This is a genomic window from Microbacterium sp. KUDC0406, assembly GCF_021582875.1.
Taxonomy (GTDB): Bacteria; Actinomycetota; Actinomycetes; order Actinomycetales; family Microbacteriaceae; genus Microbacterium.
Genome location: NZ_CP091138.1, coordinates 402,326 through 419,189 on the forward strand (window position 1 = coordinate 402,326; position 16,864 = coordinate 419,189).

12 protein-coding genes and 1 pseudogene are annotated in these 16,864 nt (G+C 69.7%); 5 read left to right on the plus strand and 8 right to left on the minus strand.

Going from position 1 to position 16,864, the window contains the following annotated elements:
* Positions 1 to 26: 26 nt before the first annotated feature.
* From L2X99_RS02165 to L2X99_RS02180, 4 genes are read left to right on the plus strand one after another with little or no spacing between them, the layout of a single operon-like run.
* Positions 27 to 977: a sugar phosphate isomerase/epimerase family protein gene (locus tag L2X99_RS02165; protein ID WP_236125253.1), complete on the plus strand. Its 951-nt coding sequence runs from the start codon at positions 27 to 29 to the stop codon at positions 975 to 977.
* Positions 978 to 986: 9 nt separating this feature from the next.
* Positions 987 to 1,946 carry a sugar phosphate isomerase/epimerase family protein gene (locus tag L2X99_RS02170; protein WP_236125252.1) on the plus strand — a complete coding sequence of 320 codons (960 nt, stop codon included), beginning with the start codon at positions 987 to 989 and terminating at the stop codon, positions 1,944 to 1,946.
* Positions 1,943 to 2,950: a sugar phosphate isomerase/epimerase family protein gene (locus tag L2X99_RS02175; RefSeq protein WP_236125251.1), complete on the plus strand. Its 1,008-nt coding sequence runs from the start codon at positions 1,943 to 1,945 to the stop codon at positions 2,948 to 2,950. Before L2X99_RS02170 ends, L2X99_RS02175 begins: the two co-directional genes overlap by 4 nt.
* Before the next feature lies 1 nt (position 2,951).
* Positions 2,952 to 4,214, plus strand: a complete 1,263-nt coding sequence (locus L2X99_RS02180; RefSeq protein ID WP_236135579.1) for an MFS transporter — start codon at positions 2,952 to 2,954, stop codon at positions 4,212 to 4,214.
* Positions 4,215 to 4,299: 85 nt separating this feature from the next.
* On the opposite strand, the gene L2X99_RS02185 is transcribed toward L2X99_RS02180, so the two are convergent.
* The 8 genes and pseudogenes from L2X99_RS02185 to L2X99_RS02225 all read right to left on the minus strand — a co-directional run bounded on the left by L2X99_RS02185 (position 4,300) and on the right by L2X99_RS02225 (position 13,774).
* On the minus strand, positions 4,300 to 6,078 hold the full coding sequence (locus L2X99_RS02185) for a serine hydrolase domain-containing protein (RefSeq protein ID WP_236125248.1): 1,779 nt from the start codon (positions 6,076 to 6,078) through the stop codon (positions 4,300 to 4,302).
* On the minus strand, positions 6,075 to 6,473 hold the full coding sequence (locus L2X99_RS02190) for a hypothetical protein (protein WP_329608162.1): 399 nt from the start codon (positions 6,471 to 6,473) through the stop codon (positions 6,075 to 6,077). Before L2X99_RS02190 ends, L2X99_RS02185 begins: the two co-directional genes overlap by 4 nt.
* Positions 6,355 to 7,368, minus strand: a complete 1,014-nt coding sequence (locus tag L2X99_RS02195) for an exo-beta-N-acetylmuramidase NamZ family protein (protein ID WP_236135580.1) — start codon at positions 7,366 to 7,368, stop codon at positions 6,355 to 6,357. Before L2X99_RS02195 ends, L2X99_RS02190 begins: the two co-directional genes overlap by 119 nt.
* A gap of 25 nt (positions 7,369 to 7,393) precedes the next feature.
* Positions 7,394 to 9,259 carry a glycoside hydrolase family 3 protein gene (locus L2X99_RS02200; RefSeq protein ID WP_236135581.1) on the minus strand — a complete coding sequence of 622 codons (1,866 nt, stop codon included), beginning with the start codon at positions 9,257 to 9,259 and terminating at the stop codon, positions 7,394 to 7,396.
* Positions 9,260 to 9,367: 108 nt separating this feature from the next.
* A complete protein-coding gene (locus L2X99_RS02205) occupies positions 9,368 to 10,366 on the minus strand; it encodes an NYN domain-containing protein (protein ID WP_236125247.1) in 999 nt (332 codons plus the stop codon).
* A complete protein-coding gene (locus L2X99_RS02210) occupies positions 10,359 to 11,363 on the minus strand; it encodes a Gfo/Idh/MocA family protein (RefSeq protein ID WP_236125246.1) in 1,005 nt (334 codons plus the stop codon). Before L2X99_RS02210 ends, L2X99_RS02205 begins: the two co-directional genes overlap by 8 nt.
* A gap of 73 nt (positions 11,364 to 11,436) precedes the next feature.
* Positions 11,437 to 12,704 (minus strand): annotated as a pseudogene (locus tag L2X99_RS02215) (O-acetylhomoserine aminocarboxypropyltransferase/cysteine synthase family protein).
* Between the two features lie 125 nt (positions 12,705 to 12,829).
* Positions 12,830 to 13,774 carry a quinone oxidoreductase family protein gene (locus L2X99_RS02225; protein ID WP_236125245.1) on the minus strand — a complete coding sequence of 315 codons (945 nt, stop codon included), beginning with the start codon at positions 13,772 to 13,774 and terminating at the stop codon, positions 12,830 to 12,832.
* A gap of 54 nt (positions 13,775 to 13,828) precedes the next feature.
* Between L2X99_RS02225 and L2X99_RS02230 the strand changes: the two genes are divergently transcribed.
* Positions 13,829 to 16,843, plus strand: coding sequence for a hypothetical protein (locus tag L2X99_RS02230; RefSeq protein ID WP_236135583.1), 3,015 nt, complete (start codon positions 13,829 to 13,831; stop codon positions 16,841 to 16,843).
* The last annotated feature ends 21 nt before the right edge of the window (positions 16,844 to 16,864 follow it).

Here is a 16,864-nt window from a genome sequence, read left to right on the forward strand (position 1 = left end):
AAAACCCGACCCCGAAAGGTGACGACGTGAAACACATCGCAGACCTCAAGTTCGCCCTCAACGCGATCCAGTGGATCAACGTGAAGGCCGACCCTGCCGACTTCGACAGCGAGAGCCTCTGGCGCTTCGCGGACCCCGCATTCGTGGCCGAGTACCCCGGAGTGCTCGCCGCGATCCGGGACGCCGGGTTCGACGCCACCATGCTGGAGGTGCTCGACACCCAGACGCTGCAGAACTATGCGGCGATGATCGCCGATTCCGGTCTTGCCGTCGCGCCGGGCTACGTGCAGGTGCCCCTCGCCTCCGATCACGGCGGACGGCTCGAGCGGGGGACCTTCGAGCGCATCCACTGGTTCGATGCCGTGCGACGCAAGGCGGAGGAGTCCAACTACATGGGGCTGTCCCGGATTTTCCTCGCCGCCGAGGTGGATCAGCAGGGCTCCCGTTGGCACCGCCCCGCCGTCGGCCACGACTTCTCGCAGGACCGTCTCGACGAGCTGACGGACCTCATCGACGAGGCCGTCGACGTGCTGAACGCCGAGGGCGTGCGTCCGGGGCTGCACAATCACGTCGGGACCTGGATCGAGACCGCACAGGAGTACGAGCACGTGCTGAACAGCATCGACGTGTCCCGGCTCGGCGCGGCCTTCGACATCGGCCATCTGGAATGGGCGGGGATCGACTCCAAGGAGGCGCTCGCGACCTGGGGCGACCGGGTGCAGGATCTGCACCTCAAGGATCTCGACCTGCAGATCGCTCGTCGCACCAGGGAGGAGGGGCTCGGGTACGAGTACTCCACCGACCTCGGCCTCTATCGGGAGCCGGGACTCGGCGACCTCGATCTGCCGGGCATCCTCTCGACGCTGCACGACGACTTCGACGGCTGGATCATCATCGAGGTGGACCGGGCGAGCATGGATCCTGCGGACAGCGCGCACCACACGGCCCGCTGGGTGGCCGAGGCGACGAAGGCCTGAGGACGCATCGTGCTGAGGAGGGACCAGTTCTCGCTGAACACGCTGCAGTGGATCACCGTGGGGCTCGGCGACTCGTCGGGCGAGCCCGGAGACGTCGGCTGGGAGTACGACCGCCCGAGCTTCCTCGCGAAGCAGCCCGGGGTGCTCGGCCAGGTGCGCGATGCCGGATTCCCCGGCGTCATGCTCGAGGTGCTGCCGACGCAGACCCTGCAGACCTATGCCAGGGTGGTCGCCGACTCCGGTCTGCGACTGTCGCCCGGCTACGTGCACATCGGGCTGCCCGAGGAGTTCGGCCGGGATCACAGGGGTGATCCCGGCGCGCACTTCCGCTGGTTCGACGGCATCCGCCGTCGTGCGGAGGAGACGCTCTACATGGGACTGGACCGTGTCTTCCTCGCGCCGGACATGGCCCCCGGCAGACCGCGCATCGACGTGTCGGCCGCTGCGGGTCACGCCTATGACCGGGCGCGCCTCGACCGGGTGGCCAACATCATCGGCGAGGCCGCGGAGGTGCTGGCCGCCGAAGGCGTCATGCCCGCGCTGCACAATCATGTCGGGACCTGGGTCGAGACCGAGGAGGAATACGAGCACGTCCTGGATGCGGTGCCCTCGAGCATCCTCGCCGCGGGCCCCGACATCGGCCACCTCGCCTGGACGGGTGCCGACGTGGTCGCCTGGATGGCGGCGCACGCCGACCGTGTCTCCGACGTGCACGTGAAGGACATGGACCTGGCGATCGCCGCGCGGTCGCGCGCGACACCCACACCGTACTTCGACGTGATGGCGGAGAGGTTCTTCATGGAACCCGGACTCGGCGACATCCCGATCGCTGAGAGCCTCGCCGGATTGCCGGACGGGTTCGCAGGAGACATCATCGTGGAGGTCGACAAGCCCAGCATGGAGCCGTTCGAGAGTGCGAAGACGAGCTGGGCCTGGATCGAACGGAACTACCCGAAGGGGAACGCATGAGCACGCACCCGGTCACCCTGTTCACCGGCCAGTGGGCCGACCTGCCATTCGAGGAGGTCGCCCGGCTTGCAGCATCCTGGGGCTACGACGGCCTGGAGATCGCGGCGTCCGGCGACCACCTCGACCTGAAGCGCGCCGACGAGGACGACGCCTACCTCGCGTCGCGGCTGGAGGTCCTGGACCGACACGGGCTGCGGGTGTTCGCCATCTCGAACCACCTGGCCGGCCAGGCCGTCTGCGATGCGCCGATCGACTTCCGGCATCAGGCGATCCTGCGCGATTACGTGTGGGGCGACGGCGAGGCCGAAGGCGTGCGGCAGCGCGCCGCGGAGGACATGCAGCGCGCCGCACGGGTGGCCCGCAAACTCGGAGTGGACACCGTCGTAGGCTTCACCGGATCCTCGATCTGGCCCTACGTCGCGATGTTCCCGCCGGTACCGGCCGCGGTGATCGAGGCCGGCTTCGAGGACTTCGCCGCGCGCTGGCATCCGATCCTCGACGTCTTCGACGGCGAGGGCGTGCGCTTCGCGTATGAGGTGCATCCCTCTGAGATCGCCTATGACTACTGGAGCTCCGTGCGCGCCCTGGAAGCGATCGACCACCGGAGGGCGTTCGGTTTCAACTGGGACCCCTCGCACATGATGTGGCAGAACGTCGACCCGGTCGGGTTCATCTGGGACTTCCAGGACCGCATCTACCACGTGGACTGCAAGGACACCCGGATGCGGCCGCGGAACGGCCGCGCCGGCGTGCTCGGCTCGCATCTGCCCTGGGGCGACCCGCGGCGGGGCTGGGACTTCGTGTCCACCGGCCACGGCGACGTGCCATGGGAGGACTCGTTCCGCGCCCTGGACGCGATCGGCTACACCGGCCCGATCTCGATCGAGTGGGAGGATGCCGGCATGGACCGGCTGCACGGCGCCGCGCAGGCTGTCGAGTACGTCCGTTCGCTGCTCTGGCCTCCGCCCGCCGCGTCGTTCGACGCGGCCTTCAGCAACCAGTGACGTGTTCGGAGACGCGCTGCGGGCGCGCTTCTCAGCCGCCGCTCTGACGAGGTCGTTCAGCTCGCTGCGTGTTCAGGCGTACCGGCGCTGGAGTCTGGCGCAGTTCCTCTCGGGATCAGGCGGGGCGGCTGCGCTGGTCGCCGTCGCCTGGCTGGTCGTCGAACTCGGCGGCGACGGCCTCGCGCTCGGGATCGTCACCGCCTCGATGATGCTTCCCACCCTGGTCCTCGGTCCGTTCGCCGGAGCGCTCGTCGATCGCTTCCCCCGCAGGTCCGTGCTGATCCTCACCGCGGCGGCGCAGCTGGCCGTGGCCGCGGCGCTGGCCGTGCTCACCCTCGGTGGCTGGGTACAACTGTGGTCGCTGTTCGCGCTCTCCCTCGCCCAGGGGCTCGCGTTCGCCATAGACAACCCCGCCAGGCAGCTGCTGGTCATGGACGTCGTCGGCAGGGAACGGATGACCAGCGCGGTGAGCATGAACGAAGTGGTCATCAACGGCTCCCGCGTGTTCGGACCCGCCGTGGCCGGATCGCTGCTGGTGTTCGCCGATCCCGGCTGGTGCTTCGTGTTCAATGCCCTCGTGTTCGTGCCGTCGATACTCGTGCTGCGGTCGTTGCGGGTCGGCCCGATGTCGAATGCCGCCGCCACGGGCGCGCGCCCGCAGGTCGAGGCATCCGCCGTTCAGACGACCGAGCGCGCACCGGCGCCGTGGCGCTTCGCGGCGGGCACGGCGCCGATCCGCTCGACGCTGCTGCTCGCCGTGTGCGCGGCCGCGGCCTTCAACATCCCCGTGGTGATGCCCCTGATGGTCTCCGACGTCTTCGGCGCCGGCGGGGGGACGTACGGCGCGCTCGCGGTCGCCTTCGGACTCGGGGCGCTTCCGGGAGCGGTGTTCTCGGCGACGGGCCCCGTGATGCCTCGTAGCGAGGAGGTGCGCGCGCTCGCCGTGGCGCTGGCGCTCGCGGTCGTCCTCTCGGCGGCGGCGCCCACGATCGCCGTACTGTTCGTCGGCACGGCGATCGTGGGGGCGATGTCGATGTGGTTCATCGCACGGGCGAACGCTTTCGTCATGCTCACCGCGCCCGTCGCGATCCGCGGACGGGTGATGGGCATCTGGGCGATGGCGTTGCCCGGTTCGACGGTCGTGACCGGACTCGCCGTGGGGGCGCTGACGGATTTCGCGGGTCCGCGTGCGGCCTATGCAGCGATCGGCGTGCTGACCGCCGTGGTGGCGCTGACGTCGTGGCGGGCGCTGCGCTCCACCTGATCGCGCGGCGGTGAGTGCCTGGGCGACCCCGCGCGATCCGCGTCCCACGGCATCAGGAGGACGCCGCGGGACGCGGACGCACGGCTCAGCGACGGACTTCCGTGAACCCGTCCGCGGTGAACGCGCCGCGATCCGCTTCGCCGTTCAGGACCACGCGCCGACCGTCGCGCAGCATCACGCCGTCGACGAAGGCGCCACGGCCCTGCGTGTTGGCATCGGTCGTGTACCGCCAGCGCAGCGCGTCGGCGCCATCCGGCAGACGCGCCTCTGCCTGACCCCAGTCGCGGTTGCCCTGGTTGTCGAAGGTGCCGTCGGTCTCGACGACCCGTCCGTGACCGCCGTGACCGAACCGCACCGTGTACGGCACGAGCGACCAGGTCTCACCGCCGTCCGATGACGCCTCGAGCGCGAAGACGTCCGTCGGCTCCAGATCGGCGAACACGTCGAACGACAGCGACAGGGCGTGGCGGCTCGAGGGCACCGCCACCGAGAGCGTGTGCTCCGCGGCGTCCTGCGTTCCGCCGAACCACTCCGTCCTGCCCTTCTGCGGCGAGACGGACATCGCCTCGGCAAGGCCCTGCGCGATCGCCCTGCGCGACGGGTTGTTCGAGCCCCAGTCACGGCTCGGGTGCACCCGGTTGGTCAGCAGCACAGCGAAGGAGCGCGAGGCGAAGTCGATCACGAGTGAGGTGCCGGTGTAACCGGTGTGCCCCGCCGTCGAACCCGCCGCGAGCCCTCCCATGTACCAGAGCTGGTTCAGCTCGAAGCCCAGGCCGTGCGAGTCGCCGGGGAACTCGGTGTTCTCATCGGTGATCATCGCCCTGACGGACCTCTCGGACAGGATCCGCTTGCCACCGTACGCTCCGCCGTTCAGCATCGTCTGCGCGAGGATCGCCATGTCGCGGGCGGTGGAGAACACACCGGCGTGACCGGCCACCCCGCCCAGGCTCCAGGCGTTCTCGTCGTGCACCGAGCCCCAGACCATCCCGCGAGCGGGGGAGACCTGGTACTCGGTGGCGGCGATGCGCGGCTTCTTGCTCGCATCAGGGTTGTAACCGGTGTCGACCATCTTCAGCGGACCGGTGATGCCCTTCGCGACCAGCACGTCGAGCGACTTCCCGGTGAGCCTCTCCGCCAGCACACCCAGTGAGATCAGGTTCAGATCGGAGTACTCGTACACCGTTCCCGGCGGATTCTTCACCGGGACGTCCATCACCGCCTTGATGCGCGACGCCTTGTCGGGGTAGTCGCTCCACAGCGGCAGCCACGACACCAGACCCGAGGTGTGCGTGAGCATCTGCCTGATCGTGATGGTCTCCTTGCCACCGTTCGCGAACTCCGGAAGATAGCTGCCGTAGGTCGCGTCGAGGTCGACGAGGCCCTTCTCGACCAGCTGCATGATCACGATCGACGTGAACAGCTTGCTCACCGACGCCATGTCGTAGATGGTGTCCTGCTTCGCAGCGATGCGCTGGCTTTCGGGCAGCTTGGTCGTGGCATCCGCATAGAGCAGCGCGTAGCCGGTGGCGTGCTCGCTGACGACGCGCCCCTGATGGCCCATCACGCCGACGGCCGAGGCGTACATCGGCTTGACCGCGGGATCAGCGGGCGCGGCGAAGCCGTCGATCGCCCGCCACGCCGCGTCGATCGGCGCCGGGTCGAGACCCAGGGCCTTCGGCGTGCTGTTCCGCAGAGTCGTGCTGCTCTTCATGAATCCCTCGTACGGCGCATCGAACTGCCCGGTGCGCCCGTGGTCGTCGTGACCGCCGTGTGCATAGGCGGGAGTCAGTGCTCCGGCTGCGAGCAGTCCGGCGGTCACGAGACCGGCGAGCGCGATCCCGAGCCTCCTCGTTCGGCGCATCATCGCGGACCCCCGTACAGCAGGAAGCGGCGCGTGTCGTTGCGGAACTTCCGCAGCTCCGGCTGCCAGGCCGCGACGATCTTCTCGGCGGATGCGCCGGCCTCGAGCTGCTCCTGGAACCGGCCCGAGCCGGTGAGCAGACCGATCCAGCGGCCGCCGTCACCGCGCCAGTCGAACTCGGGGTAGAGCCGGCGCGCCTCGACGAGCATGTGCGTCGCGACGGTGATCGCATCGACCTTCTCGGCATCCAGGATGTGCACCTGCACCCCGCCGCACACCTCATTCGCGTTCTTCGAGAACGTCGGCACGAAGTACGCCTCGCGGAACTCCACTCCGGCGAGCTTCCTCGCGTTCAGCGCCTCCGCCCAGCGGTGGTCGATGTACGGCGCGCCGATCAGCTCGAAGGGGCGGGTGGTGCCGTCGGCCCTCCGACCAGTTCGTCGCCTCGACCATTCCGGTCCCCGGGTACAGCGTCGCCGTCTGCGGGGTGGGCATGTTCGGCGACGGCGGGATCCAGCGGTCGGCCTGATCGGGGCCGACCATCTCGCGCCGCCAGCCGCTGGCCTTCACCACCTGCAGATCCTTCAGCTTCTGCACGCCGGCCCGCTCCATGAACGTGGCATTGAAGTACTGCGCGAGCTCGCCGACCGTCATGCCGTGCTGCTGAGCGATCTCCAGCAGTCCGACTCCCGAGGTGTACCCCTGCTGCAGCACCGGCCCTCGGGCGCGCCCGCCGAGAGGATTGGGCCGGTCCAGGACGACGAAGCGCACTCCGCCCACCTGGGATGCGGCCTGCATCGCCGTCCACATCGTCCAGATGTAGGTGTAGAAGCGCGCGCCCACATCCCGGATGTCGAAGACGACGGTGTCGATGCCGGCGGTGGTGAAGAACCCCGCCAGCTTCGCGGCCGTCGCACCGTACGCGTCGTACACGGTGACGCCGGTGCGCGGATCGACCGAGGTCTCCTCGGCCTCACCGGCCTGTGCGGTGCCGCGGAACCCGTGCTCGGGGCCGAACACGGCCTTCAGGTCCACGTCGTGGGCGACCATGTCGTCGACGATGCTGGTGAAATCCTCCAGTACTCCGGTGGGGTTGGTGATCACACCGACCTTGCGGCCGGAGAAGATGCGCCACCGGTCGGCCGCCGCGATGTCGGCGCCGGTGCGCAGCCGGCTCCCGCCCCTGTGGGTCACTGCGGTGCTGCCCGCTGCGGATCCGGCGGCCGCGACGCCCGCCGCGGTCGCCGCGGCCACGCCGGCGGCGCCGAACAGTCCTCGCCTGCTGATGTTCATGTCTGTTCTCCTCATCGTTCCGTGGTCACCGGGACAGTCCGTGGCCGAACGGGTACAGCACCTGCGTCGGGTCGTCGGCGGAGTAGATGTCGACCGGCAGTTTGCCGGTCGGGCGGATCTCACCGGTGATGACCTTCGCCAGCGACACCAGCGCGGGCGTGGCGTACGAGTAGGTGGCGATGTAGTCGTCCACGTCGCCGAGCTGGTTGATGTCGTACGGGTTGCGCACGCCGACGACGACCAGGTGGGTGTCGGTGGCATCCAGTGCGGCGACCAGCGCCTTCTGACTGCTCGTGGCGGTCACACCGTTGGTGAGGACGACTGTGACGTCGCTGTCCTCGGCCGCGGCGACGGCGTTCGTGATCTCGGCCTGCGTGGGAGCCGTGCCGGTCGACAGCGCAGTCGCCTGCGCGCCGCGGGAGGCGAGCTGGTCGGCCAGTGTCTGTCCGGTCACGACGCCATAGCCGGTGACGAGCACCTTCTTGCCGCGCACGGAGACCGGGAGGGCCTTGTTCTCGTTGCGCACCAGCGTGGTGGTGCGGTCGGTGATCTTCTCGGCGGCGCGCAGATTCGAGCGCGTCCCGATCTTCTTCAGCACCTTGCGCACGTCGACCTGCGGATGCGTGGTCACCCCCTGGTCGTACTTCATGACCAGGATGCGCTGCACGGATGCGTCGATGCGCTTCTCGGTGAGACGGCCGGATGCCACGGCGTCCTCGACCGCCTGGTAGGCCTCCTGCGGCGCCGCGGGCAGCAGCAGCTGGTCGACGCCGGCCTCGAGCGCGCGGACGGCGACCTCGCCGTCGCCGTACTTCTGCCGCACCGCTGCCATCTCCAGGCCGTCCGTGACGATGACGCCGTCGAAGCCGAGCGCGTCGCGCAGCTGTCCGGTGACGATCTTCTTCGACAGGGTGGCGGGGTCGCCGCTGTCGTCGAGCGCAGGAACGACGATGTGCGCGGTCATGATCGAGTCGACGCCGGCGGCGATCGCCGCCTTGAACGGCGGCGCATCGATCTGCTGCCACTCCTTCAGAGTGTGCGTGATCACGGGAAGACCGGTGTGCGAGTCGGTGGCGGTGTCGCCGTGACCGGGGAAGTGCTTGGCCGTCGCGACGATGCCGGCGTCGTCCTGGTAGCCCTGCACAGCGGCCGCGGTGAGCTTCGAGACCAGCGCGGGATCGGACGAGAAGCTCCGAACGCCGATCACCGGGTTGTCCGGGTTGACGTTCACGTCGGCGTCGGGCGCGTTGTTCTGCTGGATGCCCATCGCCAACAGTTCCTCGCCGGTGATGGCCGCCGCCTTGCGGGTGTCCTTCGCGCTGCCGCCGGCGCCGAGCGCCATGTTCCCGGGGAGCAGTGTGGCGGGGGAATTGATCCGGTTCACCAGGCCCTGCTCCTGGTCGGTGCTGACCAGCAGCGGGATGCCGGCTCCGGCGTCGTCCGCGGCGTCCTGCAGCCCGTTCGCGAGCGTGGCGACCTGCACCGGATCGGTGACGTTGTCACGCGCGGAGAACAGGATGAAGCCGCCCGGTTCGTATTCGGAGATGATCTCCGCCGCGTTCGACTCGCCGTACAGCGCGGTGTTGCGCGGATCGTCCGTGGTGGCGGTCGGCCCGTAGGCGAAGAGGATGAACAGCTGCCCGATCTTCTCCTCGAGCGTCATGGAACGGAGCGTCTTGCGCGCGTACTCGGCGGCACGATCCTTGCCGTGATGACCGTGGTCCCCGTCGTGGTGACCGTGGTTCCCGTCCCCGTGACCGCCGTGGTGCCCGCTGGAGCCGCTGCTCGGCCGTGGACTCTCCGCGGCTGAAGCAGCGACGGGGCCGAGCCCGACCGCAAGCGCGAGCGCCGCGGCGGTTGCCACCGATCGGCGGAAGGATATGTTTCGCATGACGTCACTCCTCATCGAGTTTCGTCCCCAGCTCCGCCCACCCCAGGGCGTCGCCAGCCTAGCCCCCTCCGACCGATTCTGAACAGGGGGATCACAAAATACGGGTGATCAATCGCCCTTCAGACGCACCAGGCGCTCGTGTCCGGTCTCGGACAGCTCGGCGATGTCGTCGCGAGATTTCAGGAAGTCCGAGAACGACCGGTATCCGAGCGCCTTTTCGCTAAATGACGGGTCCATACGGCGCATCTGGGTCTTCACCGCCGAGCCGTGCAGCCACTCGTCGGCGTCGGACTTGTCGTGTCCGAGACGCAGTGCGCGGATGAGCAGGGCGGATGCCTCGATCTGCTCCTCCGAGGTGAGGTCATTGTCGTTCTCGGCCGGAGCGGTCGGCGTCTTCTTGCTGCTCCTGCGCTTCGGAGCGGGCTTCTGCACGGGTTCCGGCTCGGCATCTTTCGTATCGGATATTTCGGGCGCGGCGGCCTGCGCAGCATCAGCCTTCGCCGTGCTGCGCGGTTTCGCAGCGCGCTTGTCGACGACAAGCCGGTCGACGCCGGGCAGCGAGTCGTACGACTCGAACTGGTCGCAGGCGGCGGCGAGCGACTTGGCCGTGGAACCGGCCACCCCGACGCCGATCACGTACCGACCCAGGCGCTTGCAGCGCTGCGCGAGCGGGACGTAGTCGCTGTCGCCCGCGACGATCACCACATGGGTGAGGTCCGGCAGCCGGAACATGTCCTCGACGGCGTCGACGGCGAGGCGGATGTCGGCGCCGTTCTTCGCGTACGCGGCGGCGGGGAAGAGCTGCACGAGATCGACCGCTCGGGCGACCAGCTGACTGCGGTAGTCGGCGTTCACCGGCGACGACCAGTCGGCGTACGCGCGGGTGAGCACCAGCGTGCCGAACGACGACGCGTAGTCGATGATCGCACCGACGTCGATGACCGCGCGACTCAGTCGCTCGGCGACCTCGGCGTCGTGCGGGTCGTCGGCGATGCGCTGCCGGTCCTTCGAGTAGGCGTTGCGGCCGTGCACCCGGTCGTACCAGGAGATGACGATGTTGTCGAAGTCCAGGTAGACCGCGACGCGGGCATCCGTCTCGTCAGCCATCGGTCCGCTCCTCTCCGGGGTACCGGACCCCGATCTGGCGGCGGATCTCGTCGAGCGCCCCCATGATCTCCACGGTCTCGGCGATCGGCAGGATGTCGCCGGCGATGTTGCCCTCCGCGACCAGCCGCTCTGCGGCGAGAGCTTCGAACTGCATGCCGCGGCCGGTGTCAGGCGCGGGACGCCCGTCGAACTCCTCCAGGACGACACCGTCCGGACCGATGACCCGGAGCACGCTGGGGGCGAGGAAGAACGGTCCGATCTCGGCCCTCGCCTCGGTGCCCATCACGATCGCCGCCGTCGGCCCCGCCGTGCGCGACGAGGCCAGGCTGGTGGACACCGCGCCACCCACGTGGGTCATGACCGTGGCCACCTCGGCATCCGCGCCGGTCTCGAGAAGCCGGCCCGTGGCCTGGATGCCGGTGGGCGCGCCGAGCACGTCCCAGATGAACGAGATCGGGTAGATGCCCAGGTCGAGCAGGGCGCCGCCGCCGAGTTCGAGCGCGTTGATGCGGTGCGCGGGATCGGTGGGCAGGCTCTGGGTGTGATCGGCCATCACCGCGCGGATCTCGCCGAGCGTGCCGGCGGCGATGATCTCGCGGATGCGCACCATGTGCGGCAGATAGCGGGTCCACATCGCCTCCATGGCGAGCAGCCCCTTCTCGGCGGCGAGGGCCTGTAGGTCCTCCGCCTCGGCCCGATTCACGGTGAAGGCCTTCTCGACCAGCACGTGCTTGCCGTGATCGAGGGCCAGGCGCGCGTTCGCATGGTGCATGGGATGCGGTGTGGAGACGTAGACGATGTCGACATCGGGATCCGCCACGAGCGCCTTGTACGAGGCGTGTGCATGGGGGATGCCGAAGGTCGCGGCGAAGGCGTCGGCGGACTCCTGTGAGCGTGATCCCACCGCCCTGACGTCGAGTCCCGCGGTGCGGAGGTCGGAGGTGAAGGCGGTCGCGATGCCGCCGGTGGCGAGGATTCCCCAGCGCAGTCCTGTCATGACTTCAGCGTACCGGGCGGGTTATGCCCGAGAGGTGTCGGAGTCCGGGAGCCCGACACCCCCGGACTCCGAGTCAGAGAAGCGCGAGCGCGCGCTCGAGGTCCGCGATGAGGTCGGCGGGATCCTCCAGGCCGACCGAGACGCGGATGGTGCCCAGCGAGATGCCGGCGGCGTCGCGCTGCTCGGCGTTCAGGTGCGAGTGGGTCATCGATGCCGGGTGCGCGACGATGCTGCGCGCGTCGCCGATGTTCGCGACCAGGCGGAAGGTCTCGAGGCCGTCGATGAGGCGCGAGACCCGCTCGACCTCGTCCTCGCCGGCGCCGGGCGCGACGTCGAAGGAGAACACCGAGGGCACGCCGCGGGGCAGGTAGCGCTCCGCCAGCTCGCCCCACGGGTTGCCGGCGAGACCGGGGTGATGCACGGCCGCGACCTTGGGATGGCCGGCCAGGTGCTCGGCGATCCGCAGCGCCGAGGCGCTCTGCCGCGACACGCGCAGGTCGAGGGTCTCGATGCCCTGCAGGATCTGCCAGGCGTTGAAGGGCGACAGCGAGGGTCCGAGATCGTGCACGTACTTCGACTTCACCAGCACGGCGAACGCCTGGCCGGGGCCGAAGCGCTCCCAGAGCACGAGGTCGCCGAACCGGGTGAACGGCGTGGTGAACTGCGGCCAGCGCTCCGGCTCCGCGCCGAAGTCGAAGGTGCCCTGGTCGACGACCACACCGCCGAGCGAGGTGCCGTGGCCGGCGAGGAACTTCGTCGCCGAGTGCACCGTGAAGTCGGCGCCGTGCTCGCCGGGGCGGATCAGGTACGGCGTGCCGACGGTGTTGTCGATCACGAGCGGCACACCTGCCTCGTGAGCGATGTCGGCGACCAGGCGGATGTCCAGGACCTGCGCGATCGGGTTGGCGACCGACTCGGCGAAGAACACCCTGGTCTGCGGGGTGATCGCCGAGCGCCAGGCATCCGCGTCGTCCTGGTCGACGAACGTCACCGGGATGCCGAAGTCGTCGAGCGTGTCCTGCAGCAGGTCGACCGAGCCGCCGTAGAGCTGGTTGGCGGCGACGATGTGCCCGCCGCGGCCGGCGAGCGCCAGCAGGGTGACCGCCACGGCCGCCTGACCGGATGCCACGGCGACAGCGCTTGTGCCCCCTCGAGCGCGGCGACGCGCTCCTCGAGGATGAGCTGGGTGGGGCTGGCGTTGCGGCTGTAGATGATGCCGGACTTGCGCAGCGCGAACAGGTCGGCGGCCTCCTGCAGATTCGCGAACTCGTATGCCGCGGTCTGGTGGATCGGCGGCACCGCCGACCGGTTCAGCGCCCCGGTGGCGAACCCGTGCTGCACCTGTGCCGTCGCGAAGGCGGGGGAGAGCTCGGTGCCGGGGAGTTCGTCATCCCCCTATCCTCTTGCGCGCGCTTCTCCGGCGTCGGTCATGTGTCGAACTGTTGCAGCCCGGGAATGCCCACGGGTCAGGGGATCAGGACCACCTTGCCCTGCACGGAGTGCGACTCGACGAGTTCGTGGGCACGGGCCGCATCGGCGAGCGGCAGCTCGCGGCCGAGCTCGACCGAGAAGTCACCGGCGACGAGGAGGTTGATCGTCAGGGCAAGAGCCTCGGCGCGCCAGGCGAGCTGCTCCTCGGTCAGGGGCTCGGGGCTGCCGCCCGAGTACGCCTGGATGCCGAACGACGCGGCGTCCGGCCCGCGCACGATCGTCGCGATGCGGTCGTGGTCCGCGACGAGAGCGAGGGACGTCTGGATGGCCTCGTCCGTGCCGGCGCAGTCCAGCGCGACGTCGACGCCCTTCGGCGCTGCCTCGCGCACTCTGTCCTCGAGCCCGTCTTCGTACGCGACGGGGACCGCGCCGAGCTCGCGCAGCCGGTCGTGCCTCTCGGGGCTCGCCGTGGCGATCACGGTTGCACCCCACAGCACGGCGTACTGGATGGCGGCCTGTCCGACCGCGCCGGATCCGGCGTGCACCAGCAGCGTCTCGTCCTTCGCGACGCGCAGCGAACGCAGCGCCTGATACGCGGTGCCGACCGGGGTCGCGAGGGCGGCGCCCTCGGCGGCGGTCACACCGTCGAGCAGGTGGGCGAGATGCGCAACGGGAACGGTCAGCAGGCCGGCGTACGTGCCGAGGGTGTCGCGGATCGCCACCCGGTCTCCCACGGCGAAGCCGCTGACGCCGGGACCGACCTGGGCGATCGTGCCCGCACCGTCGAAGCCGACGCGTCGCGGTTCGGTCAGCGGCGGCAGCGGCCGGACACCGCCGCGCTGCTTGGCGTCGATCGGATTCACGCCGGCCGCCTCGATGCGGACCACGACCTCGCCTTGGCCCGGAACGGGATCCGGCACCTCCACCAGGCGGAGGACGTCGGGGGAGCCGATTTCAGAGAAGACGATCGCACGAGCCATGCGTTCAGGCTAACGCCCGGTGATCGGAGTCCGGGCCGCGCCTATCATCAGAGCATGACGACGGCGCGACGACGAGGCATCCTCGCCGCCGTCACCGCGATCGTGCTCGTCGCGCTCGGTGCAGGCGCCGCACTCGTGGTCGGCGATGCTCTCGGCATCCGCGTCGAGTCGTCCTCGCCGATGCTGCCCGCGGCCGCCGCAGCCGTCACCGCCGGCGAACCGGTCGCCCCGCCCGAGCTCGGCATGATCGACGTCCCCGGCGGCGAGCGCGTCAACGTCGCGATGGATGAACTGCGGGACGCGATCGCCGACGCGGCCACGACGGACGGCGAGGCGTCTCTGTCCGCCGACGCCACCGGTGGCGGCACGGATGACGTGTACGTCCTGGAAGGGGACTCCTCGGCGCTGCGGATCCATGCCGTGACCGAAGCGGGAACCGTCCGGGCGATCTACGACATCGCCGCTCAGGTGCGGGCCTCGAAGCCGCTGACCGATCTGATCGGCGCGCACCAGGCGTCCCGGCTGACCCTGCGCATGACCGACCTCGGAGCCGTGGGAGTGGCACCGGACCCGGCTGCATGGGAGTCCGGCACCGACTACTCCCACGCATCCCGGGCGTTCGCCGACGTGCTCCAGCCGGATGCCCCGTACATCGATCGGGCCGCGCTGGCGGAGGCCTACGACGATTTCGACGTGTTCCTGCGTCACTCACTCGCGAACGGATTCAACGCGATCGCGTTCCCCGGCTTCGTCGAGTTCGTCACCTTCGATGGCGCACCGGACGGCCCCGTGTACGCGGAGGACGACGAGCACCGGGCGAAGGCGCTCGCCATGAGGGAGGCGTTCGCGCCGTTCTGGGAACGCGCGGACGAGCTCGGAGTACAGGTGTTCCTGCGCACGGACATGCTCGCGCTCACCGACCCGCTCGAGCAGTACCTCCGAGAGCGCTTCGGCGCCCTCGACACCGAGAACCCCGAGCTGTGGGACGTCTACACCGCCGGTCTCGACGAGCTGTACGACGCCGTGCCCGCACTGGACGGTGTGCTGATCCGCATCGGCGAGGCGGGAACCGTGTACGACGTGGAGGGATGGGACTACTACTCCGCACTCAGCGTGACCACCGTCGACGCCGTGCGGACGATGCTCGAGGCGTTCACCGCGCAGGCGGAGGCCTCGGATCGGGAAGTCGTCTTCCGCACCTGGTCGGTGGGGATCGGGGCGGTGGGCGACATGCACACGAACGCGGCCTCGTACGAGGCTGTGCTCGGGGGCATCGACTCGCCGGCACTGATCGTGTCGACCAAGTACACCCTGGGGGACTTCTACACCTGGCTGCCGGTGAACGACACGCTCGAACAGGGCGCCCAGCGCCGCATCATCGAGTTGCAGAGCAGACGCGAGTTCGAGAACTTCGGCGCCTTCGCCAACGATCTGGGGGCCGAGTACCAGCGGGCCCTGCAGCAGCTGCTCGCTGCGAACGACCGGATCGAGGGCGTGTGGGTGTGGACCCAGGACGGCGGACCATGGCGCGCCGGGCCCATGACGCTCTACCTCAAGGCCGGGTTCTGGCAGCTGTACGAGCTGAACACGCAGATCGCGGCATCCCTCGCCCGGGAACCGTCAGCCGATGTCGCGGCGGTCACGGCCGACTGGGCCCGCGAGTGGTTCTCCACCGACCCCGAGACGGTGCAGGCGATCACCACGGCGATGGCGAGCTCGCGCGACGCCATCGCGCACGGACTGTACATCGCGCAGTTCGCGCAGCAGCGGGTGTTCGCGATCGGGCTGGAGCCTCCGCCGATGATGTGGATCTTCGAGTGGGACATCCTCACCGGCGACTCCGCGGTCCTCGACGTCATGTACTCCATCGTGCGCGACGCCGACGGCGGCATCGACGCGGCGATCGCCGACGGCGAGCGTGCCGTGGCGGTCGCCGAGCACATGCTCGGCACGGTCTCGGCGACGGATGCCGGCACCTGGCGCTCGCCGCAGATCCGCGACGCGTTCGTGGGGACTCTCGAATACGAGGTCGACACGCTCCGGATGCTCGCCGCGTATCGCTCGCTCATGCTGCACCAGGGGCAGTGGCACGACACCCGTTCGCCCGCCGCGCGGGCGGCGTGGGATGCGGACCGTGCGAGGTTCGAGAAGCTCGCGGCCGCGCACCTGAAGGCCTACGACGGCGACCTGGCGCACCCCGCACTCAACCTGACAGCGGCGCGGCTGGGCATCGAACGGACCGCACGGGACGACCTGATGGCCTGGCTCGCGCGCGGGCTGCTCGCGCTCTCGGTCGCCTGGGTCGTCATCGGGATGCTCGCGGCGCGCACCCGGCTGGTGCGGCGCCCCGGCGCCGCCGCCGCACGTGCCACCTGGGTCTCGTCGACCCGGCCGTGGCGCGCTCGGGAGTCGGCACTCGGCCTGCTCGACACTGACCGCTGGCTGCTGCTCGTCGTCCCGGCGGCGCTGCTGGTGGCCACACGAGCCGTGCAGACCTCGTTTCAGTCCTGGACGCACCTGGCGCTGGTCCTCGGAGCGTGGGTGCTGTTCGCGCTCGTGATCCGTCTCTTCGTATGGCGGCATTCTCCGTGGCCGGTCATCGTGGCGGTCGGCGGCGTCGTCGTGCTGCGCTGCATGCTCGCGCTGTTCGCGCTGTCGTTCACCGGCCCCGGCGGCTACTGGTACGCGTTCTGGACCGAGCCGGCACCGCGCACCGCGTACATCGCGGTCGCGTTCGCGCTCTTCGTCTGGGTGTTCGTCGCCGCCGGATGGGCGCTCTCGACCCGGATCGGCGCGCGGCGGGCCACGGGGGCCGTGCTCGCCTCAGCCGGCGCGGGACTGCTGGTTCCGTCGGTCGTCGTCGGGCTCATCGGACTGGAGACCGCCCTCACCGTCTGGAACGACGAGATGGGCCTGCTGCCCTGGGGGCTCGCCCGCATCCTCGGCATCACCGCCTACCTGGACATCCCGGCTGACACGCCATGGATCGCCGCAGCGTTCGCGGCCGTGCTGCTGGTGGCGGGTGCTCTGCTCGCGCTGCCCGGCAGGCGACGCGCCGAAGCCGGCTGAGCCAGGCGGATGCGCGCTGCG